The sequence below is a fragment of the Leptospiraceae bacterium genome, from assembly GCA_024233835.1.
Taxonomy (GTDB): domain Bacteria; phylum Spirochaetota; class Leptospiria; order Leptospirales; family Leptospiraceae; genus JACKPC01.
Map to the genome: position 1 here is coordinate 263,223 of JACKPC010000001.1, position 25,505 is coordinate 288,727.

25 protein-coding genes and 1 tRNA gene are annotated in these 25,505 nt (G+C 36.8%); 11 read left to right on the forward strand and 15 right to left on the reverse strand.

Annotated features, from left to right (window positions below; genetic code table 11):
• Positions 1-614: 614 nt before the first annotated feature.
• Positions 615-1,841 (forward strand): putative Ig domain-containing protein, encoded by a 1,227-nt coding sequence (locus H7A25_01225; protein MCP5498497.1) that lies wholly within the window; start codon positions 615-617, stop codon positions 1,839-1,841.
• Here H7A25_01225 and H7A25_01230 read toward each other — a convergent pair.
• From H7A25_01230 to H7A25_01240, 3 genes are read right to left on the reverse strand one after another with little or no spacing between them, the layout of a single operon-like run.
• Positions 1,838-2,320 carry a hypothetical protein gene (locus tag H7A25_01230; GenBank protein MCP5498498.1) on the reverse strand — a complete coding sequence of 161 codons (483 nt, stop codon included), beginning with the start codon at positions 2,318-2,320 and terminating at the stop codon, positions 1,838-1,840. The genes H7A25_01225 and H7A25_01230 overlap by 4 nt on opposite strands.
• A 16-nt stretch (positions 2,321-2,336) precedes the next feature.
• Positions 2,337-3,185: an alpha/beta hydrolase gene (locus H7A25_01235; protein MCP5498499.1), complete on the reverse strand. Its 849-nt coding sequence runs from the start codon at positions 3,183-3,185 to the stop codon at positions 2,337-2,339.
• Between the two features lie 20 nt (positions 3,186-3,205).
• Positions 3,206-4,624: a serine/threonine-protein phosphatase gene (locus tag H7A25_01240; GenBank protein MCP5498500.1), complete on the reverse strand. Its 1,419-nt coding sequence runs from the start codon at positions 4,622-4,624 to the stop codon at positions 3,206-3,208.
• 131 nt (positions 4,625-4,755) lie between these two features.
• Here H7A25_01240 and H7A25_01245 point away from each other — a divergent pair, with 131 nt between their 5' ends.
• The 3 genes from H7A25_01245 to H7A25_01255 are packed head-to-tail and all read left to right on the forward strand — an operon-like array spanning position 4,756 to position 6,289.
• Entirely contained in the window at positions 4,756-5,253 is a 498-nt protein-coding gene (locus H7A25_01245) for a WG repeat-containing protein (GenBank protein ID MCP5498501.1), read from the forward strand.
• Positions 5,254-5,255: 2 nt separating this feature from the next.
• Positions 5,256-5,840 carry an HAD family hydrolase gene (locus H7A25_01250; protein ID MCP5498502.1) on the forward strand — a complete coding sequence of 195 codons (585 nt, stop codon included), beginning with the start codon at positions 5,256-5,258 and terminating at the stop codon, positions 5,838-5,840.
• 2 nt (positions 5,841-5,842) lie between these two features.
• A complete protein-coding gene (locus H7A25_01255; protein MCP5498503.1) occupies positions 5,843-6,289 on the forward strand; it encodes a DUF1499 domain-containing protein in 447 nt (148 codons plus the stop codon).
• Positions 6,290-6,352: 63 nt separating this feature from the next.
• On the opposite strand, the gene H7A25_01260 is transcribed toward H7A25_01255, so the two are convergent.
• From H7A25_01260 to H7A25_01275, 4 genes are read right to left on the reverse strand one after another with little or no spacing between them, the layout of a single operon-like run.
• Positions 6,353-6,601: a glutathione S-transferase N-terminal domain-containing protein gene (locus H7A25_01260; GenBank protein MCP5498504.1), complete on the reverse strand. Its 249-nt coding sequence runs from the start codon at positions 6,599-6,601 to the stop codon at positions 6,353-6,355.
• A gap of 14 nt (positions 6,602-6,615) precedes the next feature.
• Positions 6,616-6,927 carry a Grx4 family monothiol glutaredoxin gene (gene grxD / locus H7A25_01265; GenBank protein MCP5498505.1) on the reverse strand — a complete coding sequence of 104 codons (312 nt, stop codon included), beginning with the start codon at positions 6,925-6,927 and terminating at the stop codon, positions 6,616-6,618.
• A complete protein-coding gene (locus H7A25_01270) occupies positions 6,928-7,152 on the reverse strand; it encodes a BolA/IbaG family iron-sulfur metabolism protein (GenBank protein MCP5498506.1) in 225 nt (74 codons plus the stop codon). It lies immediately after the preceding gene.
• Entirely contained in the window at positions 7,149-7,805 is a 657-nt protein-coding gene (locus H7A25_01275) for a glutathione S-transferase family protein (protein MCP5498507.1), read from the reverse strand. The genes H7A25_01270 and H7A25_01275 overlap by 4 nt, the downstream gene beginning before the upstream one ends.
• 223 nt (positions 7,806-8,028) lie before the next feature.
• Here H7A25_01275 and H7A25_01280 point away from each other — a divergent pair, with 223 nt between their 5' ends.
• The 4 genes from H7A25_01280 to H7A25_01295 all read left to right on the forward strand — a co-directional run bounded on the left by H7A25_01280 (position 8,029) and on the right by H7A25_01295 (position 12,819).
• Positions 8,029-8,652: a methyltransferase domain-containing protein gene (locus H7A25_01280; GenBank protein ID MCP5498508.1), complete on the forward strand. Its 624-nt coding sequence runs from the start codon at positions 8,029-8,031 to the stop codon at positions 8,650-8,652.
• Positions 8,652-11,900 carry a YvcK family protein gene (locus tag H7A25_01285; protein MCP5498509.1) on the forward strand — a complete coding sequence of 1,083 codons (3,249 nt, stop codon included), beginning with the start codon at positions 8,652-8,654 and terminating at the stop codon, positions 11,898-11,900. Before H7A25_01280 ends, H7A25_01285 begins: the two co-directional genes overlap by 1 nt.
• A gap of 59 nt (positions 11,901-11,959) precedes the next feature.
• Entirely contained in the window at positions 11,960-12,442 is a 483-nt protein-coding gene (locus H7A25_01290) for a hypothetical protein (protein ID MCP5498510.1), read from the forward strand.
• 188 nt (positions 12,443-12,630) lie between these two features.
• A complete protein-coding gene (locus H7A25_01295) occupies positions 12,631-12,819 on the forward strand; it encodes a hypothetical protein (GenBank protein MCP5498511.1) in 189 nt (62 codons plus the stop codon).
• A 36-nt stretch (positions 12,820-12,855) separates the two neighbouring features.
• Here H7A25_01295 and H7A25_01300 read toward each other — a convergent pair whose 3' ends face one another.
• From H7A25_01300 to H7A25_01330, 7 genes are all read right to left on the reverse strand, one after another.
• Positions 12,856-13,668, reverse strand: coding sequence for a hypothetical protein (locus H7A25_01300; GenBank protein MCP5498512.1), 813 nt, complete (start codon positions 13,666-13,668; stop codon positions 12,856-12,858).
• A 13-nt stretch (positions 13,669-13,681) separates the two neighbouring features.
• On the reverse strand, positions 13,682-14,161 hold the full coding sequence (locus H7A25_01305) for a GDYXXLXY domain-containing protein (GenBank protein ID MCP5498513.1): 480 nt from the start codon (positions 14,159-14,161) through the stop codon (positions 13,682-13,684).
• Positions 14,158-15,273 (reverse strand): DUF2157 domain-containing protein, encoded by a 1,116-nt coding sequence (locus tag H7A25_01310; protein ID MCP5498514.1) that lies wholly within the window; start codon positions 15,271-15,273, stop codon positions 14,158-14,160. The genes H7A25_01305 and H7A25_01310 overlap by 4 nt, the downstream gene beginning before the upstream one ends.
• 135 nt (positions 15,274-15,408) lie before the next feature.
• Positions 15,409-16,173, reverse strand: coding sequence for a hypothetical protein (locus H7A25_01315; protein ID MCP5498515.1), 765 nt, complete (start codon positions 16,171-16,173; stop codon positions 15,409-15,411).
• Between the two features lie 135 nt (positions 16,174-16,308).
• Positions 16,309-18,894 (reverse strand): leucine--tRNA ligase, encoded by a 2,586-nt coding sequence (locus tag H7A25_01320; protein ID MCP5498516.1) that lies wholly within the window; start codon positions 18,892-18,894, stop codon positions 16,309-16,311.
• A gap of 9 nt (positions 18,895-18,903) precedes the next feature.
• Positions 18,904-19,239, reverse strand: coding sequence for a hypothetical protein (locus tag H7A25_01325; GenBank protein MCP5498517.1), 336 nt, complete (start codon positions 19,237-19,239; stop codon positions 18,904-18,906).
• A gap of 561 nt (positions 19,240-19,800) precedes the next feature.
• A complete protein-coding gene (locus H7A25_01330) occupies positions 19,801-21,465 on the reverse strand; it encodes a caspase family protein (protein MCP5498518.1) in 1,665 nt (554 codons plus the stop codon).
• A 234-nt stretch (positions 21,466-21,699) separates the two neighbouring features.
• Between H7A25_01330 and H7A25_01335 the strand changes: the two genes are divergently transcribed.
• From H7A25_01335 to H7A25_01345, 3 genes are all read left to right on the forward strand, one after another.
• Positions 21,700-21,783, forward strand: a tRNA-Leu gene (locus H7A25_01335).
• A gap of 68 nt (positions 21,784-21,851) precedes the next feature.
• A complete protein-coding gene (locus H7A25_01340; GenBank protein ID MCP5498519.1) occupies positions 21,852-22,679 on the forward strand; it encodes a choice-of-anchor D domain-containing protein in 828 nt (275 codons plus the stop codon).
• Between the two features lie 106 nt (positions 22,680-22,785).
• The gene (locus tag H7A25_01345) at positions 22,786-24,225 is read left to right on the forward strand and encodes a DUF1554 domain-containing protein (protein MCP5498520.1); all 1,440 of its coding nucleotides are present in this window, start codon (positions 22,786-22,788) and stop codon (positions 24,223-24,225) included.
• A gap of 9 nt (positions 24,226-24,234) precedes the next feature.
• Here H7A25_01345 and H7A25_01350 read toward each other — a convergent pair whose 3' ends face one another.
• On the reverse strand, positions 24,235-25,503 hold the full coding sequence (locus H7A25_01350; protein MCP5498521.1) for a malate dehydrogenase: 1,269 nt from the start codon (positions 25,501-25,503) through the stop codon (positions 24,235-24,237).
• Positions 25,504-25,505: the final 2 nt, after the last annotated feature.

Here is a 25,505-nt window from a genome sequence, read left to right on the forward strand (position 1 = left end):
CTTTGCCTGTCGCAATTCATGGATTCTACCACCCACAACAGAATTTATTTAAGCAGTATAATGTATCTCCCTTTCAAGAAACGGAAGAGGATATTTCTGCTTGGTTGGATAATTAATGAAATATTTAAAATAATTTATCCAATCATTGAATAACTACAATCTAATAATAGGGATGAAAATATGAGTATTGGCCTTGCATCCTATATGTATGTAGGCTTTTCGATAATAGGAAGAATCATAAAACGGAAGTCGAAAAATCAATAAAGAAAAAATATGCGGATATCCTTATATCTCTTCTCTCTATTACGGGTAGTCTCTGGCAATTTATGAGTTCATAAGGAAGAAATTTTAAGAACAAAGCCAACATTCCCCCTGCTGTAAAGCATAAAAAAGACTCCAAAAACCACTTGCACTTATAGTTTTACCCGATGTGGAATACAGAGACTTCAGTCATTACAAAAGCCGTCCTTTCCTGTACTCTTCCCACCCCCGCTATGAAGAGTTCAGTTTCTGTTTTTTTACAGTTCGAAATAAAAACAGCATAAAGAAAAAAGCTTTTTAAAAAGCTAAGGTCTGATAAGAATGGATTCCGTCTAAGTACAGAGGTTAGGAAAATGTTAAAAACCATCTATTTTGTTATAAGTCTTTTTATTTTATCCTGTGATTTCGGTTTAAAAAATGAAAGTTCTTTAGAACTGGCCTTATCTCGATTCTTGAGCCTGGCGAGCAGTTCTTCAAATCCTACCGTCATGTCGGTCATATATCCTTCAGCAGAATTAAGTCTGACAGTAGGGGTTTCGAATCTATTCGCCCCCACACAGGCCGACAATGTCAGTTCTTTCCAGATTACACCTAATTTACCGGAAGGCTTAAGCTTTGATACTCTCACCGGGACGATAAGCGGGACTCCGACAGCGGCTTTGAGTAGAACCGAATTTACCATCACAGCCACTCGAACAGGAGAAGTTCAACAACAACAGCTCTTTATTACAGTTACAGACCCCGCTGCACAGACAGTAACAACTCCCTTATCGATACGATACCCGGCAACTTATACATCTTACCAATATTCTCCGATTACCATTTCTCCTACTCTTACAGGAACTCTCAACTCCTGCTCTATCAGCCCGGCTCTGCCTTCCGGTTTGAGTTTAAATACAACAAATTGCATTATTAGCGGAAGTTCCTCTACTGAGCTTGTCAGCACTACTTATACTATTACAGCTAAGAACGATACAGAGATAGCCACATCATCTATAACTATATCCATTCAAAAAGTAAGCCTCATCACCCTTGACTTTCCTATCAGCTCTTATACCTACGATACAAGCCAGACAATTTCTATTAGACCTACAACCACAGGAACAATATCTTCCTGTTCAGCAAGTCCGAGTTTACCTTCCGGGCTTACATTGGATACAACAAGCTGTGCTATAAGCGGAACTGCTACGACAACACAGAGTTCAACCTCTTATACCCTTACGGCTTCCAATTCGACTTACTCAGTTAGCAAAACTATAAACTTAACCATAAATCCCGGCTTCAGTTATACCTATACCCGACTTACTTATCTTGTTTATTCAAGCAGTGATACGGTATCTCCTACCTATACCATGCCCTCCGATACTATTTGTAGTATATCTCCTACTCTTCCTTCCGGTCTCAAATTCGATAAGACGACCTGTTCTATTAGCGGAATTCCCGATACTCTTTACAACAGTTCAATAAAGCATACAGTCACAGCAATCAACAGCAATGGAACCTATACAGCTACTCTTTCCATAAGTGTATCGGAAGGAACAAATTGTGGAGGAAGTATAAGCCCCTGTCAGGAAAATTAAGATAGGATTTGTTCCTCTCTTTTTTCCCCGTCAACGATTCCTATAAACTTGAAATGATTTAGATTTTTATAATATACTACTTTCAGTAAGGAGAAATCTCGAATTTCTTTATATCCCGTATTTAACTTGTTACAGATTAGTGGAAAAGCGTGATTAACCAATACATCTTTAGTTGTTTTTCTTAATTCACGGGGCACGACATTAACCCTGAGTTCCCAATGCTGTCTGTAATAATTCTCTTCTTCCTGCTTTTTAGAAGAAAAAATATTGGCTCTTCTTCCTACATAGGATATAGAGAATATCTCAACTTCATTATATTCTTTTCTCCATAACGCATGAGAGCTATAAAAACTCAGTCGGTATTCTTTTATTTCCTTTTGTTCCTGAAAGGCACTTGAAATAACTTCAGCACCTACAGGATAGGAAAATTCCTTAGGAGTTTTGGTTTTATATAAGGTAGGTATAATATATTCTTCCATACGGCTTTGACATAAATCAGGAATCCAAAAAATTCTTTACAGTACGGATAAAAAGTTCTTTTTCTTCCATCATAGGAATGTGTGCACTTTCTTCGAAATAAACCAGATCGATTTCTGTTTGATTTTTTGAAATGGCTTCAAATTGAGAGGGAGAAACTACCTTATCCTTTCTTCCCGCAATGAGAAGAGTAGGCACCTGATACTGATCTAATAAATGAAGTATATCAGCTTTATCTAATATTTCAAGATAACGATTCACCATTCTGACATTATTTTCTTTAAAATACTCATGGTATTCCCTTAAAAATTCTTTCATTCCCTCTATTGCAATTAGTTTTTTAGGTTCAGCAGCTCCCTGACTAAACCAGGTTTCTATCAAGCCGGGAAACAATTTTATAAGATCAATGGTTCCGTAATTTATAAAGGAAAGTCCGAAATCATTGGCAAGTTTCGCCGGGTATAAAAGACCACGCACCGGACCGTGGGCCGGGGGACAAACCACAACGGCTTTCTCCACAAATTCAGGAAACATCGCTGCAATCCCGAGTGCAACAAAAGCACCTGCCGAATGCCCTATTAACCGTATACGTTCCGTATTTAAGGCTTTTTGTATGGCTTCTTTCTGGGTTACAAAAAGGCGTTCTTCGTCAAAATGTTTATAAAATGCCGGCGAGACCTTGGAATGATAATGACCCAAAAGATCAAAATTTACACAGGGATAATCGGGTGTGAAATCAGGCAGACAATAATTCCAAAAAAAGCGAACCGAACACCAACCATGCAGAAAAACAAGTGGAGTTCCTTCACGTTCATTACATTTTTCATATGTAAAACTGTAGTTGTCAATTCTTACTGTTTCATCCATTCTTATACCACCAAAATTATTTAAATGAAATCCAAAACATTTCCTTTATAGAATATACTAATAATAGAGCAATCATCACTAAAGTTTCCCTTTTCTTCCAATTTTTGTACTATTCGGTTTAAATCCCCTTCTGCTTCTTCAATAACAGATAAAATTCGAAATTCATCATTATCTATGATCCGAGCTTGATCTTTAGAAATGAGTAGATCGTCCTTTCCGTCACTACCGATAAAAATTGTATCTCCTTTTTCTAAAAGGAATTCATCGATATATTCCAGTTGACCGGCACCGGGAGAGCCTAATTTCTCTCCATTATGTTTCTCATTTAGAAATAAAGCTTTATTATCTCTCAGCAGAATTGGGAAGGGATGTTCAGCATTAATATATAACATTTTTCCTGTATTCTCATCAATCACTCCAAAAATACAGGAAACCATCATAAGACCTTCAAACGATTGAAAGATATTATTCAATTCTCCAAAACAAATGATCAACCATTCATAAGGATCCATATAGCCACCCGAATCCTGGTATCGGTTTAAGAAGGAATTGATTACCGAACTCAAAACCAAAACCCCTCCTGCACCCTGCATCGACTTTCCCATGGCATCCGCATTCATAAAAAAAATATAGTTCTCTTCACCCAGAAATATATTACGTATAATGCATATATCGCCACCCAGTTCTGCTTTCGCACCTCTAAACTCAAATTCTTTATACTGCTTAATAAATACCTCTATACTAAGATTAGAGCTTTTAAAATCAATAATAGATAGGGGTTCAATTAAAATTGAGGTTAAAAAATAATCTCCATCCTGCTTTTCTTTCAAGGTTTGTATTTCTTTTAAACTATGTTCCGATTCTTTATTCTTATCATGAAACTGCTGATACACTGAATTTACAACTTTATTCGTTACAATTACAGAAAGTAGAAGCATAATTAAAGAAAGGATCGCTGAGTTAATACTAAATACTAAATTTGTATTGTAGAAAAGATTAACCAGCGGCAAAAACTTTAAATGCACAAGGAACAATAGAATACCAAATAAAATAAAAGAGACATAAGCAACATAAAGCCCGCGTTCTTTATATATATCAATAGAGCTTACAGTTACGGTAAGTATATAAGCCATTTGCAGAGGGGAATAATAAAGACCGGTAAGATAAACAGCAATGCTGATGAAAAATAGGTCAACAGTTGAGATTATGTACCAGGAGATCGGATTTCTGTGGTAGATTGAATAAAAAAACTCAATGTAGAAAAGCCAGCTCAGACTAAAGAAGAAACTCAAAGCAGAAATTACAAGCAAATTCGGGATTTGATAGTAAAAGGATAGAAATAAGAGAGCAAAACTTCCGGAGAGCCTTGCTATATTACTGGGCCTGGAATTTCGTATATTAGTTCTAAAATCTATTGCATCCAACTTTAGTTTGCTCATGGCCTGTTTCTAACAAAACTGAATAATCCTTAAAATGGCAAGGCTTTTCTCTTTTTTTGTAAAATAGATTCGATGATTCTCTAAAAAAATAAAGCTTGCTTCCCATCGAATATCAAAAAAAAACAATTCTTATGAAATTTATTTTCATTTTCCTGTTTATCCTGCTTCATTCTTGCATTTTTTTACAGAAAGATTTATCGAAGGAAGAATATTTTTTGTTTCAGCAAAACGAGCGCTATGGATACAAAACAATAAGTGGTAAGATCGCAATCAAACCGGAATACATGGTGGCTCAAAACTTTCGTAATGGCCAGGCTTTTGTTGCAGATAGGGACAAATGGATGCTCATTAATAAGAAGAACCGGATAATTCTCTTACCTTTACCCGAAGACAATTTCCCGGATGATTACAGGGAAGGTCTGGCCAGATTTATTCAAAATGATAAGATTGGTTTTTTTAATGAAGCAGGTGAAATCATTATTCCGGCTGAATTCGATTTTGCCCAGCCTTTTAAACGGGGGAAAGCCAGAGTAAATATGGGTTGCGTCAAAAAATTAAAAGAAGGGAATTATAAGTGTAAGGGAGGTAAATGGTTTTATATCAATAAACAGGGTAAAAAAATCAGGTAAGTATGAAAGATAACAAAAGAGCACTTTTTTTAGATCGGGATGGAGTGATTAATGTAGATAAAGACTATGTGTATAAAATAGAAGATTTTATTTTTTTTCCTGAAATCTTTTCTATTTGCAGGTTTTTTATAGATGCAGGATTTCTAATTATTATTGTTACCAATCAATCCGGAATAGCCAGAAATTATTATACAGAAGAGGATGTTCGCGTGCTCCATGCGTATATGTTAGAAGAATTTCTCAGAAAGGACATTTCTATTACCGCGATCTATTACAGTCCCTTTCATCCGGATGGAACAATCCCGGAATATACCCAGAAGTCCTACTGTCGTAAACCCGAGCCGGGAATGCTACTTGAAGCAGAAAAAAAATTTGGAATCAATTTAGCTGATTCCTATTTGATCGGTGATAAGGAAACGGATATCGAAGCCGGAATAAGAGCGGGAGTCAAAAACTTATGTATGCTTCCGAGAACTGAATCCGAAAGAAAAAAAGTGGGGAGTAAAGCAAAGATGTTTCAAAACCATACAGAACTATTGACATGGCTCACAAAAGAACAGCATCATATAATTCAAGAAGAGAACTAAAAATGAAAAGAGGGATAATATTTGGTTTATTACTTTTACTTACTACCCTATCCTGTAATCGAAAGTCCCAAAAGAGCCTTATGATTACAGAAGGAGTATTCAGCCCCTGTCCTAAATCACCGAATTGCATTTCATCTCAAGAAAAAAAGGAAGACAAGGAGCATTATATCGAAGCCATAGTGTATAGTTCGAGCAGGGAAGATGCACAAAAGAAGATGATAGTCACTCTCCAAAAACTTCCGAGGGTCAAACTTGTAAAGAAAACAGACAACTACTTACATGCAGAATTTACTACTCTGCTAATGCGCTATGTTGATGATGTAGAATTTTATTTCCCGGAAAATAATAAACTTATCCATATTCGTTCTGCTTCTCGGGTCGGATATTCGGATCTGGGAAAAAATCGTTCACGGATGAAGGAAATCAAGCAACTATTCGAAAAAGAGTAATGGAAAGAGCGAGCGAACCTCTAATGGTTCGCTCAGGATAAAATATAAAGTTATATGAGTATTTTATGCTTTACTAAACTTTTTCCTGATATACTGAACAATATCATCACTCTCATACATCTTTACATCACCATCAACAAGAAAAGGAACCTGGCCTTTACCACCGAGTCGAATGACCTCTTCTCTACCGGAAGTTCCATGGCTTGCTTCAATCAGCAGGTAATCTTCTCCGGATTTTAATTTTAACTCAGTAATGGCATTGATTACTTTTCTACAATAAGGACAGGAAGGATACTGGTAAACTTTTATCATCAGGCAATCCTCTACTATGAGGCAAGTTTTTTCTGAAGTTCACCGGACTGTGCCATTTGGACTACGATATCATGTCCTCCTATAAACTCCCTGTTTATATAGAGTTGAGGAATGGTTGGCCAATTGGCAAAATCTTTGATTCCCTGGCGAATACTTTCGTCTGAGAGCACATTGAATGCGTTGTAATCCACATTCAGTTGATTCAAGACCTGAACTACCCCTGCAGAAAAACCACACATAGGTGCTGCCGGAGTTCCTTTCATAAAAAGGAAAACCTTTTTTGAACTTATCATTTCTTCAATTCTTGATTTTATTTTTTCATCCATTTATTTACTCCTTGTTTCTAGTGCCAGTGCATGTACTTCTGATTTTAACTCTTCTTTCAGAGTTTCATAAACCATCCGATGCTGTTCAAGAATACTCTTACTTTCAAAGCCTTCATACATTACCACAGCTTTGATATGAACCCCATCTCCATGTGGATCCAAAATTTCAACTCTGGAACCGGGCAATCCGGATTGTATTTTTTGTTTAATTTCCTCTAAAGTCATAGTTTCCCTCCAATGTAGGAACCGGACTTTTTTATGAATTCCAGGAAAAGTTCTTCGAATTCCGGAACAACAGATTTTCGTACCGACTCTCGTTTCAATAAATTATCTCTCCAGTTTTTTAGTCTATCCGATTTTATGAATATGTCGTTTAATTTTTTTTCTAAAATATTTAATCTCATGAACAGTGGGGCAAAAGCGGAATCGAGCAAAGAAAAATAGTCTCCATTGAAATATTCAGCCTGTATGTGGTTTTCTAACATTTCTAACTTTTTGATAAAAGATTCTTTTTTGGACATAAATTCTTCCTCCGTTTTTGCGTGTAACATTTGGAACTGCTCAGCAAGAAGGCTTGAGCCAAATTCTATCCAGGAACGATTTTTTGCCTTTTGCAATGGAGTAACAGGATGCATAGAAGGTGGATTTATTTCATCAAGATACTCATTAATTACAGCGGACTCAAATAGAACTTCATCAGCAACCCTTAAAACCGGTACTTTTCCGAGAGGGGATAGTTTCAAGAACCAGTCTGGTTTATTTTTCAAGTCTATGTACTGAATAGAAAAATCTACTTTTTTTTCTAACAGTGTAATTACCGAGCGCTGGACAAAAGGACAAAGTTTAAAGCTAATTAACTCTGGTTTATAATTCATCATTTCTCCTTACAGCGTGTCTTAAATAGACTTATCTATAAAAGAAAAGCAAGCTGCAAGAGCCTGCTGCTTCATTTTCAGACAGGCTCTTATATAGGAACATTATTCCATTATATATCCTGTAAAGAATTTTCTTTTTTGGTTGTTTAGCTTATTTTCGCCTTGCTTCTTTTTTTGACCCAAGAAAACTATGCGTATAAAAAAAATAGAAAATTAGTAGGGAACTATGTTTAGAACAATACTTTATCCGGGATTCATCCTTTTTTTGATTGCCTGTGGGGGAAAAAGCAGGCCGGAACACTTTAATCAGGGTGCAGCCAAACCGGAAAGTAAGGCTACTTACATTTTTGAAAAACTTGATATCTCTAAAGGATCGTCTGTAGCTGATCTTGGTTCAGGTGGAGGCTATTTTAGCTATCGCTTTTCAGAGCTCGTAGGGGAAGAAGGAAAAGTTTTTGCGATAGATGTAAATGAAGCCTTTTTGAACTATATTCGGGATGAAGCAAAAAGGAAAAATTTACAAAATATTATTACGGTTAAGGCAGAAGAAGACGGCCTTTCATTGGATAAAAACAGTCTGGATTTAATTTTTTCTAGAAACGTATATCACCACCTAAAAAATCGCTCAGAATATTTTAAAAAGCTTATACCTTTGCTAAAAGAAAATGGAAAAATCGCTATCATCGATTACAATAAGAAATCTTCCTTTTTTAGTTTTATTCGCTTTTTTGGTCACTCGACTGATCCGAATATGATTGTAGAAGAAATGAAACAGGCGGGATACATAGTAGAAAAAGAATATACTGATTTAGAGAAACAATCCTTTCTAATTTTTATTGTAAAAAAATAATGCCTGCTTTTAATACTGTAATCTTTTGCGGAGGTCAGGGAGCAAGAAACATTATATTAAGCCTCTTAAAGCAGAATCGTTTAGAAAAAGATATTCAGTTTAATATACATACTATAGTGAATGCCTATGATTATAGTCCTTCCGTAGCAAAATTACGAGAAATCTTTCATATGCCGGGTGCTTCCGATCTTAGAAAAAATCTGGCAAGTCTTCTGGATCCGGAACATGAAGCCTATTACTTTATTCTAAAATTCTTAAAATATAAAACCGATCGTATAGCACCGAGGCAAGTTGATAAAATCATCGAAACTATTTCTGAAGGAAAAACCGGGACTGAGAAAATTTTTCATATCATTTCTAAACTTCCTTCTAATTTCAGGATAAGACTCAAAGAGGGCTTGAATACTTATATTAAAACACTTCGAGAAAAGAATACCAGGATCAACTACGAGGACTTTAATCTTGCAGATGCTGTTTTCGCCGGTTTATACAGAAAGTTAGGTGGTTTGCAGGAAGCGACAGATTATCTTTCCGAAAGCCTGCCTCTTTTAGGCAGGGTATATTTAAATTCCAATGAAAACCATTTTCTATACGGACTACTCGAAAATAAAACCTCCGAAACGCCTTCCCTATTATTAAATGAATCTGAAATTGTTGCAAAGAAATCTTCTGTCAGGATAAACCGTATTTTTTTTCTAAAAAAACCACTTACTGATGAAGAAATACAGAGATTTTCTAACTCTTCATTTGAATTGCTGGATAAAGAACTTCGCGAACGATCTGTTTTACCCAGACCCAGACGTTCCCTTCTTCAAGTATTAGAAACTGCTGATTTACTATTTTACTCTCCCGGAGTTCAGCATAGTTCTCTCCTGCCCAGCTACCTTACAGAAGGGATAGGGAAAGCAATAGAAAAGAACAAAAAAGCAAGAAAGATTTTCTTTACAAATATCGGAGAAGAACAGGATACCAGCAATTATTCAGCTGCAGAAATTTTTGATAAAGCCTATTTAGCTTTATCAAGGGACTTTGAAAAAAAGCCAAGTATATATAATCTTTTTACTACTATCGTAATCAATAAACCTGCCGGAAAAGATAGCAAAAACAAACCTTATGTACAACCGAACCTGAGTTATTTCGAAAGGTATAAAAATGTGCATATAAATCTGGTTCAGGATAAAATGCAGGGTCTTGAGGTTAACCGAAGCAAGGTTAATGTGATCTACATGGATTTGGAAGATAAAAAGCCTCTAAAACGTAACAAGCATTCTATTGAAAAACTAACTGAATTACTTTTCTGGATATTAGAAAAACAACCTTCTCTGCAAAAAAGGATAAATTCGGCTTTAACCTCCGGAGCCATATTATTTGATGTAGACGAAACGATTCTTGATGTAAGAATCGACAGAGACACCCGAGATAAATACGAAGAGACCCTTTTGGAAAGTCCTATGCTGAGAATTTTGATAGAACTTTTAGAAAGAGGATTTAAAATCTGCGCGGTCACCGGTAATGACCTGAGCAAATTCCATAAACGTTTTACCACTTTTTTGATAGATCATTTAAAGAAAGAAGATAAATTAAGGTTTATCGAAAATTTTGAAGTTTATGGTAATGGGGCAGCAAACCATATTTTTTTTAACTCTCGTGGAGAGATGTTTGATGACTTTGAGTATAACCGTAAAAATGCCCTGCAAGAGATGGAAATACATAGAATTCAAAGAATCATTAGTGCTGCAACTGAATTATTCTATAAAGCAGAGATAAACCACTCCCCTGAAGATTTTGCATACCGCTATGATGTAAATATTTGGAAATATGAATATGATATGGAAGCAAGACGCTGGTATTTTGAAGAGAAGCCCGGTGAAAGAAAATATATTCCCTGGGTAGAAATTCGAAGCAACTGCTCTATGATAACCATAAAACCCTTACCTTCCAAAAAACATTTACTTTACAAGAAAGATGTAGATTTACGAAAAATGATATTTGATTTTTTGAAAATGCAGTTTAAAAAGGAATTTGGCATAGATTATCCCTACCATATTAAAGAAGGAGGCTGGAGCTCGATTGATATAACTCGAAAAGGGATTAATAAAGCCTCGGCTGTTAAGCAATATCTGGATAAGAAGAACTTAGATCCACGAGAAGTAATCTATTTTGGAAACGAATTTCGTGTGGGGGGAAATGATCAAAGCATTCTGGATGAAATCAAAGAATTAACTGTCATTTCCGTAAATCAGGCAGAAGAAGAAATTTTTTTTACACCGAATATTATCTATGGAGGGGGTAGAGGAGTTTATTCCGCTATGCATCATTTAAGCGAAATATTAGAAATATATAAATCATCAGAATCCCAATCCTACTATGATATTGATACAGTGTACCCGGTGATTCAACAAAAAATATCTCTATTATATAAAAACAAAATAAAACATCGATGGAAAGCTTTACAGGGAAGTAGAAATTATAATATATCAGATGGAATTGAAATACAGAAAGAATTAGTTCGTAGCCTGAATAAAAATTTGAGGTATATTCGAAAAAATACGACTCTTATTCTCTATACACTGGAGCCTACTGAGAAAAAATCTATCTTTGAAAAAAAAAATGGGATGAATCTTCTCATTGATATTCTGGATACTTATGCAAGTATTTGTTCAGATATTCTCTTGATTGTTGAATCAGCCTTCAGAACTGAGCTGGAAAGATTATTAGAGAATCGCTGCAAAAATGTAATGCTTATTGAAGCTTCAGGAAATTTAGGGGAAGGTAAAGCTATTTATGATGTATTACATAATATTCGCAACGATAATGCAGATGTATTCATTTGCTTATCCGGTTCGTTTATTCTTTCTGAAAAAATTATTCGTAAAACTTTAGATAAACATTATGAATCAGATTCAGCCCTGACTTTTCCTACAAGTTATAAAGTCAGGATTGGAGCTTCTGTAATACTCAGGGACTCTCAAAATCGTGTATGTAATGCCGACTATAAGTCTATAAAATCTGAGGCAGAAGAATCAGAGAGAGACTGTAATATATTTGTCATTAAATACAGAGAACTACTGGAAAGTCTTAGCTCCATACACCATACATATTACAACGAAGAACTATCATCTTATACTTTTAAACAGGACAAAAAAGAACTGTTTCGATTTTTATATATAATCGAAGAATTGTATAAATCCTATAAAAAAGTTATAGCCCTTCCGATAGTACAAAAAGAGGATTTCATGAGAATATAATAGATTCTTAGTGGGATATTAGAAAAGGAATATAAATAATTAATCATAAAGGAACATATATGAAGCAAACAATAATAGGGATTCTTTTTTTCTTCTTTTTAACCGGGAGCCTACTGGCAAATACTGGAAATCAATTTGGTATAGGTTTAAGTCTTTTTTATCCAACAGGGATAAGTATGAAATATAATATAAGTCCTGACTTAGGAGTTGAAGGAACTCTGGGTTATGTAGGAAGTCGATCTCATTTACATGCACAAATACTTTATAATTTTTATAAAGTACCCGGAAGTAACCCGGTGAATCTTTATGTGGGAGGGGGTTTTCTTATGCAGGAAAGAACAAAAAAGGAAAAAGTCTGGAAATGGATAAAAACGGAAAGTAATACCTGGGTCCCCGGCCTCCGAGTTCCGTTCGGAGTTTCTATTTTTCCCGGTGGAAAGCAATTTGAGATTTTTGCTGAAATTAATTTGAATCTTTTTATGAATGGGGAGTACGGAGGTAGTGATCTGGGTCTCGCACTTGGAGGAAGAGTTTATTTTTAAATATAAAAAAAGATATTGCATAATCTATAGCTCACTTTTTTTTGAAAGAAAAGCCTAAGGCTAAAAATAAGGAGTATTTCATGAGAATATTATTGCTAAGTTTCGTAATCGGACTTCTTTCGTTGACCTGTGCAAACATACAGGAAACCATCGAGAGCGGAAAAAATCTAAAAGATCAAGCTGAGAAAATGCAGATGGAGCAAAAGAAAGGAAACTGCTCATTAAAACCGGATCCGGGTATGTGTAAAGGTGCTATTCCCAAGTTTTTCTTTGATGGTAAAGAATGTAAATCTTTCAACTGGGGCGGCTGTCAGGGCGTGGTTCCATTTGAAAAGTTAGAAGATTGTACAAAAGCCTGTCTCCCTGCTAAATCTTAATTAACTATTTCGGGCGATATAACTTATATCGCCTTTTTAATCTAATTTACGAATAAATACCCAGGGCAGTAATATAAAAATAATATTACAGGTTAAGACAAAATACAAAAACCGATTTTTATATTTCTCTAATATTTCCTCAAAATCTAAATCGGTATAAGACAGTATGATAGGATTCTTGCTTTTTTGAAGAGAAAAATGCTGAACCGCTTTTCCGATAGCTTTCTCTATATAAGCAATTTCGTATGGATCCTTAACAATCAGAAATTGGAGTGACATACCCGGTCTATAATCTTTTGGAAAGCTTTTCGTCCAGGCGAGGATTTTCATTTCAGAATTCCATGTCTTAGAAACAACAGGTGCAACTTCATAAGTGTCATAACGAGTGCTATAAGAGTCGCCAGATTTTACCCTTCTTTTTATTGTAATAGCCGCCAACAAATCTTTCCTGATAATAGAGTCCGGTTGTAATTTCAGATACGCCTTATGCTGATAGGAGTCAATATTTTGAAGTGGTACATCCTGAGCCATTCCCCTGTACTGCAAATCAAAATACTCCCGTATTCCTATATAATTTCCTACCACCAAAAATAGCCAGAAGATGAGAGCCGGACCCACAAAAAAAGCCATTACTTTTTCTTCATTTACAAACAGATCCAATAGATCGATAAGCTTATTCATAAGCAGGGCAAAAATAACTCCCAGTGCTATAGGTAGAACGAACAAAAAAACAAGAGCAGTTAGAAAACGGGGTAGACTATCGTAAAATCGTAAATTCAGATATATTAGCCCATTTATATATACTATCTGTCCGAAAAAAATACTTATATATAAAACAACTTTACTCACTTCTAATAATATTTTATTCTTCTAAAATGAGATCTTTTACAACAGCGGTACCGGTTTTATCTACAGAAATTTCAATCTTAGATTTTCCTTTTCGAACGGTCTTATCATAGTAAGCAGCTTTATCTTCGGGGATAAAATATTTTTCAATTCCGGCTTCAAAACGAGAAGTCTTACAAACACCTTTTATAAAGGCAGTGCAGCTGGATAGTTCCGAGGAATTGCAATTCTTTACTACATAATTCTTGCTTATATCCTTATGTAAACAAATACAGTGCTTGGAACCTCTGGATAAATCTCCACAGGGATTTTCCATCCCGTATTCTACGTTGTAGGTAACAAAGTGTCCGGATAGTAAATCGCGGGGATCGTAACCTGTAATGGGTAATACAAACTTGAGACCGAAGGATAAAATATAAGCTTTATAAAAGGTAAGAAAGAGTAAAGCCAGAATCGGAATTATGAGAGAGAATAATAGATATTTCCTGGAATTCATATAATTTCTTTTATACTCCTTGTAAGCCTATCTTTCATTTTGATATAGAGAATGCTAAAGCCAATAATGAGTAAACCCGAAAGGATGAGACCGAAACCTGTATAAGCAAGGGTACCAAAAACCTGGAAGTATATAACCAGAAATCGAATTCCTATACCCGTAATAAAAAAATCAAAAAGACGTTGCTTCTCATAGCTTAAGAATATGAGGGCGATGAAAAACCAGAGAAAAATAAACAGGGCTGCATCTAAAATATCTTTATTAATGTTATACGCAGAAACAAGAGCGAGAATTGCATATAAAACTGTGCTTATACTAAAAAAGAGAGCGACCTTTTTATTTTCTTTCAACAGGTAATATAAAGAACCGAGGGAAAGTATAATAAAAAGTATAAGATTAATGTAGAAGCTCTCTCCGAGGTTTTTAACACTGAATAAGGGGTGTATAATACTTCGACTCAGAATTCCGAGAAGAGCCCAGAAGAATAAAGAAACAGAAAAGGTTTGAAAGTTTTCTCTGGGAAAACTTCTGAGAACAAGACCGAAAAGCAAATAGGAGGCAGGAACAATCAGAGAAAGAGATAGCATGGTTTCTACATCCATGCCGAAGAACTTAAATTCCAGAACGCTCATGGAAATAAAATAACTCAAAGCTGCAAGCCAGATATTAATTGTAACTCTGCTTCCTGTGAAAAAGATAAAGGGTGTGCTTATCAAAACCCAAAAACCCATGGCCTGGTATAGCTCTCCTCCCGTATTATAAACCTGGGAAATAAGCCCGATAGACGCAGGGATAAATAGAAAGAAAATGTTACTTATAATTTCAAAAACAATTTTATTCTTCTCATAGTAGTAAAAGGAAAAATAAGCCAGTGCACTTAAGAGACAGAAATCACAGAATAATTTTACAAAATCCGGGATAGCTTCCCAATTAGCAGCAATCAAGGCTATGATTCCTATCGAAATCACAGTTCCACCGAGCGCCATTATGGAATAAGCGGCAAGATTTCTCGTGGGCTTTGAATCTTCAAATGCAAGTATTTTATCATGCTGTTCTTCGTTGATTAACCCGGCTTCTAACCAGGTTTTTAATTTATTCTGGAGTCGAATCATATAAATGCCTGTATAAGCAAGGTTTATATATCGTTTTTTTTATGGCAAGGGAATTTTAGAAAAAGCATGAACACTGCCGCCTAAAAAAACAACTTCGATGGAACTTAAGCATTATTTTTTAGACAGCAGTAATTTTCAGGTTTTTGCCGTTTCGCTGGTTTGTTTTTTTAGAAAAACGACATAGTCTTCTAAAGATATAAAAAGGTGCACATGATCTTCCAGATCGCTATTGGCAAGAATCGAACCGATGTGCTTTCCTGCAATAATAGAGAGTTTCTGGGCACCAAAGACATTTACAATTTTCTTTAGGATTTCAATTTCTTCTATGCTGAGTTCAACAAAATCCCTGATGTCAATACAGCAATTCATATTAGATACAGCTTTTACAAATTGCGGACTAAATATATTTTTTAATTCGGGTAAGACATACTTCTTCAAACCGGACTTGAAAGAAATTTTCACCAGGTTTTCTAAGGGTTTCTCTATAATAACGTGGCTTTTCCGAGAAGAGATATTATAATCTTTTTGCTCGTGGGAGATTACCATTAATTCTTTAATTAGATTAATTAGTTTATACTTATCTACAGGTTTAGTAAGATGTTCCATTATACCTTTTTTCCGGTTACTCAGTATAAAATTCCTGTCAATAGAAGAATAAAGAGCTAACAGGGGAATTTGTCTCGATACCTGATCGGCTTTAATTGCATCCAGAGCATAGACCGAATTCGGTTCTATTTTTTCAAGACCCAGAATGATCAGGTCAGGAGCAGCCGAGCGTACAAACTCTACACCTTTTTTATAGTCAGGAGTAGAGATAGTCCGGTATTCAAGGGCACTGAGATAAAACTCCACCCGGTTTATCGTATCAATATCTCTATCCACAATAATAATTGTTTCCATCTTGTTCTATATTTAGTACATAAGCTAATAATAATTCAACAATTTTTTTACTTAGTTTGGAAATAAATTTCCAAAAAAATCGTCCAATGGAAAGAGAAAACTACCGGCTTTTAGGTTTCACCGGTAGGAGGATTTTCAGGAAACAACAAGGTTAACGATTTTATCAGGAACGAAGATTTCTTTTCGGATGGTCTTTCCTTCAAGGAATTTCTGCACTTTTTCCTGGGCTTTTGCTAAAGAAATTGCCTTATCTTTTGCAACACCTTTCTCCGCCTGGAACTCTCCCCGCAACTTCCCATTCACCTGAACCACAATTGTAATCGTATCATCTACAAGATACTTGGGATCGTAAGAGGGATACGGTTCATAGGCAAGGCTTTGCTTATGTCCCAATTTGCTCCAGAGTTCTTCGGCAAGGTGTGGAGCAAATGAAGAAAGGACAAGAACAAAAGGTTCTAAGAGTTTTCGAGGGCGTCCACTTTTAGGAGTCAGGTGATTCACAAAGATCATCATCTGTGCAATGGCCGTATTAAAAGAAAAATTTTCTATATCTTCTTCTACTTTTTGGATAGTTCTATGTAGTAGTTTCAGGTCTTCTTCTTCGGGTTCCGAGTCATCAATAAATAGATCGTCCCCATCTTTTCCGTGGAATAATCTCCAGACTCGATTCAGAAAACGAAATATTCCTTCTACTCCTTTCGTGCTCCAGGGCTTTGACATTTCAAAAGGACCCATAAACATTTCAAAAAGACGGATACTGTCAGCTCCATAATCCTTCACCACATCATCCGGATTGACGACATTGCCCAGAGACTTGGACATTTTCTTTTTATCTTCTCCGAGGATGAGTCCCTGGTGAACTAATTTTTTAAAAGGCTCCGGATAAGAAACATGACCCAGATCATATAAAACCTTATGCCAGAAGCGAGAGTATAAAAGATGGAGGACTGCATGTTCGGCTCCTCCTACATAAAGATCCACCGGCATCCACTTTTTTTCCAGTTCCGGGTCACAGAATACATTCGGATTTTTAGGATCTATATAACGAAGATAATACCAGCAGGAACCCGCCCATTGTGGCATTGTATTGGTCTCCCGCTTTCCAACACCATATTTCTCGTCATTAACTAAAACCCAATCTTTTGCCAGGACAAGGGGAGACTCTCCTGTTCCGCTGGGTTTAAACTCTTTTAAATCGGGTAATTCAAGAGGGAGTTCCGTTTGAGAGATAGGTTTTGTAATACCGTTTTCATAATGAATTAGAGGAATTGGTTCTCCCCAGTACCTCTGTCTTGCAAAAAGCCAATCTCTGAGCTTATACTGAATTTTTTTTGCACCTATATTCCCGGATTCTGCAAAGTCTGCAATTCTATCAAAGGCTTCTTTATAGCCTAAGCCGTCTATAGATAATAAATCAGAAGAAGAGTTAATACAGCTTGAATCTTTGGAATCAAAGGCTTCTTTTTCAATTTCCCCTCCGGCGATTACCTGCTTTATTTCTAAGCCAAATTTTTTAGCAAACTCGTAATCCCGGCTGTCATGGGCCGGTACGGCCATTATTGCCCCTGTTCCGTAACCATATAAAACATAATCAGAAATCCAAATAGGAACTTTTAATTTAGGATCTAAGGGATTTATAGCATAGGCACCGGTAAATACACCGGTCTTTTCACGGTTCAAGCCGGTTCTATCCATATCGCTTTTGCTTGCTGTTTGTTGTATATACTCAAAAATCTCTGCTTTTTTTTCAGGAGCTGTAAGTTTGTCAACGAGGGGATGTTCCGGAGCCAATACAAGATAAGTTGCCCCGAAAATGGTATCGGGTCTCGTGGTAAAAACGCGTATACTTTCCCCGGACTCAGTCGGAAACTCAATTTCCAGACCTTCACTCTTACCTATCCAGTTTTTTTGCATTTCCAGTGTCGACTCAGGCCAGCTTACCAGTTGCAAATCTTCTAATAACCTATCTGCATAGGCCGTAATTCTCATCATGTACTGTCTCATGGGCTTACGAACAACCGTATGGCCCTTAGAAACCCACTCGTCTACTTCTTCATTGGCAAGTACCGTTCCCAGTTCTTCACACCAGTTAACGGGAACATCTGCCATATAAACGAGTCGAAATTTGGATAAGATAACTTCTTTTTCTTTTTCTGTCTTCTGTTTCCAGCCCTCAGGTCTAAAACTTTCTCCGGTTTCTGTTTCGTATAGTCCGGATCCGTTTGTTTCAAACTCCCTGATAAGTTCTTCTATGTGTCTTGCTTTGTTTTCATGCCGACAAAAGAAGGAATTGTATAATTGTAGGAAGATCCACTGAGTAAACCGGTAGTAATCCGGTTCGGTTGTGGAAATTTCTCTATCCCAATCATAGGATAATCCGAGCATCTGGATCTGTTTGCGAAATGTATTGATATTAGTTTCTGTGGTTTCTCTCGGGTGTATATTGGTTTTCATGGCGTATCTTTCAGCCGGTAAACCAAAAGCATCCCAACCCATAGGATGAAGCACTTCAAAGCCTTTCATCCGTTTATAGCGAGAGATTATGTCAGTTGCAGTGTATCCTTCCGGATGCCCGACGTGTAAACCGGCACCGCTGGGGTAAGGAAACATATCGAGGCAATAGAAATGAGGTTTTTTGCTATGAATATCCGTTTGAAAGATTTTATGTTCCTTCCAATAATCCTGCCATTTTACTTCAATCTCTTTAAAAGGATAGTCCATAACACCTCTTTACCTGCGAATAGAATTAATTACTGTAATAAGTCTTTGAAAATCCAGAGTTAAGCAACCTTTACATACATTCATCTGGAAAAGGTTTTCTACTCTGCAATTACAACGAGAACAGATATAGGGTTTTTCTTCAAGCTCTTCTTCTGAAGGAGGCTCTTCGTTTATAATTTCATTTTCTTCGGGTTTTAAAGTCTCTTGTAAATCAATTTCTTTGTCTATATGTTCTTGATTTATGTCTAGAAGAGTTTGTTCTGTGTATTCTTTTTTTTCTTCTATATGTTCTTCAAAACCCGCATCATTCTTCTTGCTTGTATTTACATAATCAAATGTTTGCATACATCTCCAACAACGTCTAAGTTTTTTACACCACTGTAAATAACTTCATGGTTTATTTACAGAGCCATGTGAATGCTCGTTTAAAAGTAGGAATTACGTTTTATTTCAATAGGGTTTTTAAGTCAAAAAGTTTATTGATAATTCGAAGCAAAAAGTGGATCACTTTTTTTTATAAAAAAAAATAAAACAGCATGTTGGGGAATGATTTTTTATTCTTAATTTCGCAAACCCAATTAAAAAAGTAAGCCAAACGTCAACAAAACGCTTTCGAGAAATGCCCAAAAATGAACACATCAATTTCAGCATTAAAAAATAAGGCTGAAATTTATTTAACTAAATACTAATATATTATTATAATTTCATTTAACTTCTAATCATTTCATAATGAAAACACCTATTAAGCAAAAAACCGACATTTCTTTAACAATGAAAATGTAAATTGATTCGTTTTTTGAGAGGATTTGATTTAAGTATATCTCTATAATCGAATAACTTAAAGTACTAAAGTTACTATGTATAAAAAAGCCCTGTCTTATATACAGGGCTTTACTCGGATTTTATTTATTTTTTATATTTAAAATCTTTTAAGAATTCATTCTTGGGGACTTTAAGCTTGGTTTTTGTTCCGGGAAGGATTACATTTAATATCACCTGAACTTCAGTGACCTTTCCTTCTTCTACTTCTATTTTGGAGTTATTTAACTCTAAGTTCTCGGCAAAAGAAGCCTTTAATTCATACTTACCGGGTTTTAAGTTGGTAAACCAGAAGTTACCTTCTTTATCGGTTTTAACCTTTTTTAATCCGCTAACCGACATGATGGTAGGCATATAAACCGGTTGGCTTATAACCGGGTTATCTAAAGTCTTATAAAAAACCCGTCCGTGAATCGCTCCGTATCCGGACATGGAACTTCTTAGTTTCAGGATATTTTTCTGATTTTTTAAAATCGCAAAGGTCGTTTGAATTTCCGGATAATCATCTGCCTGCACCACAATCTTATGAACTCCCGCCGGAACTTCTTTAACCAGAATATCGTAAATAGCTCCCTGCTTGATATTTCCACCAATTGAAGAAGCACCCCAGAAGCGAGATTTACGGGTTTTTAAGCTATACGCGTATTCCTTGTCACTGATAAACACCTTGATTCTTCTCGCTCCCTTGTCGTTTCTCCGTTTAATCATTTCCTCCGGAGTCCTATCAATTCTACCGAAAGAGCGATCCACAATAATCGTGCTGCGGATTAAAAGATCACCATAACTTCCTGTATCTACTACAGGGGGTTCATCAGGAGTTACTACCGGTTTTACCGGATCCGGTTTAGGTGGATTTACATCCGGCTCAGGAATAGAAGGAGGTTCCGGTTCCGGTTTTTTCTTTTCTTCCGGTGGTTTGGGTTCCTTTTGTCCGGAAAGGAAAATCCCGGAGGCATCCCCCGAAACCTGTGGAACCTGTTGATGATTCACCTTGGCTGCCATTTTTTGCACTTCTTCTTTTGTCTGAAAAAAAGCTTCAAGGGCTGTAACGACCTTATCTCCGTTTAAATCTGCATTTTCTATAGCTCGACCGAAGTTATAGGTAAAGACTCCGTGGTTGATCCTTCCACCAATTTCTATAGAGGTCTGGTCATCGTCAGAAGAAGAAATGATAGCCTTGTTTTGGAAATAGAAATCTTCCGGGTTCTGCTTGACAGTTCCCTGTGAACCTTCCGGAATCGGAATTTCAGCATTTCCCCTTGTTTTTTGCCCTTTTTTCGCGATTCCTCCGGAGAAACAACAGTCAAACGCAAACAGCGTTTTAGGAGACTTAATTTCTTTGAGATAATCATTCAGTTCATCATCAGCGAGGTGGGGTCTATCGTAACAAACGATATAGTTCCGCATACCATTTTTAGCGGAAGGATCTCTCATAAAAAAACCATGACCGGCAAAGTATAAAAAGACCGTGTCATCTTTATCTGCTTTTTTTGCGAGATCCTGAATGGCTTTCTTTATATTAGCTTTGGTTAATTCTTTTCCCAGTAATAAACTGACTTCCTTAAACTTGCCTACTTTTTGAATCTGGCTTTTTATATAAGTTGCATCAGCCTCACAAAGGTTTAACTCAGAAATCCCGGCGCTGTTTCCTTTATAGTTGGAACCCATCACAAGAGCATAGCGATCTCCTGCATACAGATTGCCAAAAGAAAACAGGAGCAGAGACGTTATGATCAGTTGTATAAATTTCATACGGTTCTCCCTGTATTTCATTCCTGTTTCCCGTTTTAGCGGGTACACAATTTGAGTTTACGATTTTATGAGACTGAAAAGCTTTAGTCTATTCCTTTTTCAGGCCCATCTTTCGAATCTTTCAAGTATTAGTTACACAGAAGAATTTATTGTTCAGTTTTTTTTCCAATTCCCGTGAAATTTCTAAAAAAAGGAGATGAATATTTTCATATACTTAAAAGAATATGTCGAAAAGCCGGGATGGCGGAATTGGTAGACGCGCTAGTTTCAGGTACTAGTAGGGGAAACCCTGTGGAGGTTCGAGTCCTCTTTCCGGCATTTTTTTTCTTTCCTCTGTAAAAAAAGTTTCATTTCAATTGTCGTATATAGGATAGGAAGGGTTGAAAATGAAACTTATCATTTCCATCATTTTGACTTTTATGGTTTCCTGCACCAACCATACCCCGGAGAATAAATTACTGGGTGCCATTTCTATTGACTCTAATCCCATTTTTCTTAGCCAGGTTACAGTTCCCGAAATCCAGGTATTCAACGCTTCCAACCCTTACTTGAACGGAACCCAGCTTTCCCTTTCTGAAACCGAAATCAACAACTGGAAAACTACAACCATCGAAATTTATAATGCAGGGGGAGCTGATTTAGAAATTAAGAACAAACCACTAATCGATAACACCATTGATTTTACCCTGAACGAAGTTACAAAAACTCTCCTATCTCCCGGAGATTCTCTTTTTTTAGTCTTATCTTTTCATCCGGCTTCAGAAGGAGAAAAAAAAGCAAATTTAATTATTCCGAGTAATGACCCGAAAAATAATATTTTCGAACTGGAAGTTATTGGAAAAGCAGTTATAGAGACTTTTCCCGTTCTGGAAGTGCAAAGTGAAGGGCTGAAACTTATCGATAGAGCGTATTTTGGTTTTGATGATACTGCTTTGAATTCTTCCGGCACAAGAACCATTACTCTTCTCAATACAGGTCAGGCAGCTTTAAATCTTACCGGTACAGCTCCTCAATACATCCTGATTACAGGACCCAATGCAAATGAATTTATAGTAACTCAACCCGCACTCAGTTCCGTACAGGCCGGAAACTCACTTTCCTTTACCGTGAGCTTTCACCCAAAAAGTGTGGGTTTAAAACTTGCCATTTTACGTATAGCAACGGATGATCCGAACAGCCCCTTCTCCTTAATACTTAAAGGAAGTGGTATATAGTAAGGATAGTTCTTTTGGTATAGCCAGACTATCCTTTTTTTTTTTTCACTTGTTTTCTCAAAGATTATCGGTTTATAATTGTTATAGTAATTAGTGGGTGAAGAAAATGAAAGCTATACTATATACAATAATACTTTCTTTCTTGGTATTAGCTAATTGTGTAAATCCCAGTGGAACCAGGCTCATGGGAGTGTTTAATCCGGAAACCGTTTCTACTCCAAATACAAATGTACTTTCTCCTAAAATACAGGTTTTAATCTCATCTGTTGAATATACCAGTTCCTCTACCTATGCTTTTTCTGATACAACAGCTGGTTCAACAACTTCTATAATAATAGATATTTACAATGCAGGCAGCGATACTTTAATTTTAAGCCAGAACCCGGTTCTGGATACAAATACTGATTTTAATTTGAGTAATCCATCCAAATTAAGTCTCGCTATGGCTGAAACTATAAGCCTTACAGCTAGCTTTACCCCTTCTTCTTCCGGGATTAAAACTGCCATCTTAACAATCAACAGCAATGATCTCACTAACGGTACCTTTACATTAAATCTAAGCGGAACCGCAATAACTGGAACTGCTACCGGAACCGGAACCGGAACTGGAACTGGAACTGGAACTGGAACTGGAACTGGAACTGGAACTGGAACTGGAACTGGAACTGGAACTGGAACCACACTCAGCCCGGAAATTGCTATATTAGAAAGCTCTACTGAATATCTAAGCGGAAGTACATTTACTATGGCTAATACAGCGGTAGCCGGAACTATAGGGTTTACTTTTACTATCAATAATTCCGGACCGGGAGATCTGATTCTAAGCGGAACTCCTTATGTTGCCTTATCAGGAACGAATGCAAGCGAGTTTGCTATCACACAGCCTTCTTCCGGAACGATAACCGCATCATCTTCCACAACATTCACATTAAGCTTTAACCCGGTTTCAGGAGGAAACAAAACTGCGACTCTGACAGTTACGAACAATGATTCCGATGAAGGAAGCTATACTCTTATTCTCTCTGCTTATGCTTATTCTGCCTGTGCCCTCGTAAAAGATAGTGGCAAAAACGATAAAATCATTTTTGCTACAACCGCAACTTATGATGGAAACCTCGGTGGTGTAAGTGCTGCGGATACTCTTTGTAATGCAGCTTCGAATAAACCGAATAGCAGCACCTACAAAGCTTTACTCGGAAGTTCTACTCGTTCCAAAACTTCGATGGATTGGCCTTTGAAAGATAACACCCGGTACTTTAATATTTACGGGGACTGTATGTTTAAAACCGATGCAAACAAGATCTATGATTTTACTGTAAGTGCACTGGTAGCGATTGATCCGGTGAGTGGAGGGAATGCTTTTACAGGTTTGAATGCAGACATGAGTATAGAAGGAAATCATTGTAATAATTGGACAGATGGTACATCCGGTTCTGATTCATCCTATGGCGTACTCAATAAAACCGATACGAATAGTCTAAATAAACCAGCAGGTGGTCAGAGAGCCTGTAACAAGGTAAAAAAACTTATCTGTGTAGAACAGTAAAAACGGGGTTTAGCCCCGTTTTATGGAACTGAGATACTTATAATAGGCTTCTCTTCCGGGATAGGGAAGTCTTGCTACACCACATTTCACAGCAGCTTCGGCTACAGCAGAGGAAACGCTATAGTAAACCCTTGAATCAAAAGGTTTGGGGATTAGGTATTCTTTTCCATAACTAAAACTTCTCTTATAAATTTCAATTATCTCTTTCGGTACCTCTTCTCTTGCCAGGTCAGCAATGGCTCTCGCCGCCGCAATTTTCATCTCAAGAGTAATTTTTCTTGCCCTGACATCTAAGGCTCCTCTAAATATATAAGGAAAACCTAATAAGTTATTTATCTGGTTCGGATAATCACTTCGACCTGTTCCCATAATTACATCGGGCCTCGCCGCCATAGCATCGGGATAGGAAATTTCCGGATCGGGATTTGCCATTGCAAAAATGCAGGGCTTATCGGCCATTGTTCTCACCATTTCCGGTGTCAAAAGTCCTTTCTGAGAAACACCAATAAAAAAATCCGCATCTATGATAATCTCGGAAAGCGTATTTGCATTTGTTTTACGTGCATACCTTGCTTTAATCTCGTTCAAATCGGTTCGACTGTGATTGATAACTCCCCTCGAATCGACAAGAAAAATATTCTCCTTTTGGATACCGATGTGGCTTAAAAGTTCTGTAATCGCAATCGCAGCAGCACCGGCTCCACTGATAACCACCTTTACATTTTCTGACTTTTTATTGGTGATTTCGAGAGCATTTATAACCGCAGAAAGAGTAATAATAGCTGTCCCATGCTGGTCATCGTGAAAGACCGGAATGTCCATCGTTTCAATTAGCTTTTCTTCGATATAGAAACACTCAGGAGCTTTTATGTCTTCCAGATTAATGCCACCAAAGGTAGGCTCTAACATCTGTACCGCTTTGATAAGCTCATCTGCCGAATTCACATTCAACTCAATGTCGAATACATCGACACCGGCAAACTTTTTAAAAAGAACCCCTTTCCCTTCCATGACCGGCTTACCGGCCAGAGCTCCTATATTACCGAGACCTAAAACAGCCGAACCATTTGTCAACACCGCAACAAGATTCCCTTTATTGGTGTATTCATAGGCCAGGTTCGGATCTTTTTGGATTTCGAGACAGGGATAAGCAACACCGGGAGAATAGGCAAGAGACAGGTCCTCAGGTGTATCAGTGTCTTTAGTCGGAACAACGCCCAACTTTCCTTTCGGGTATTTGCTATGATAATCCAATGCATTTTGTTTGTAATCATGCATAA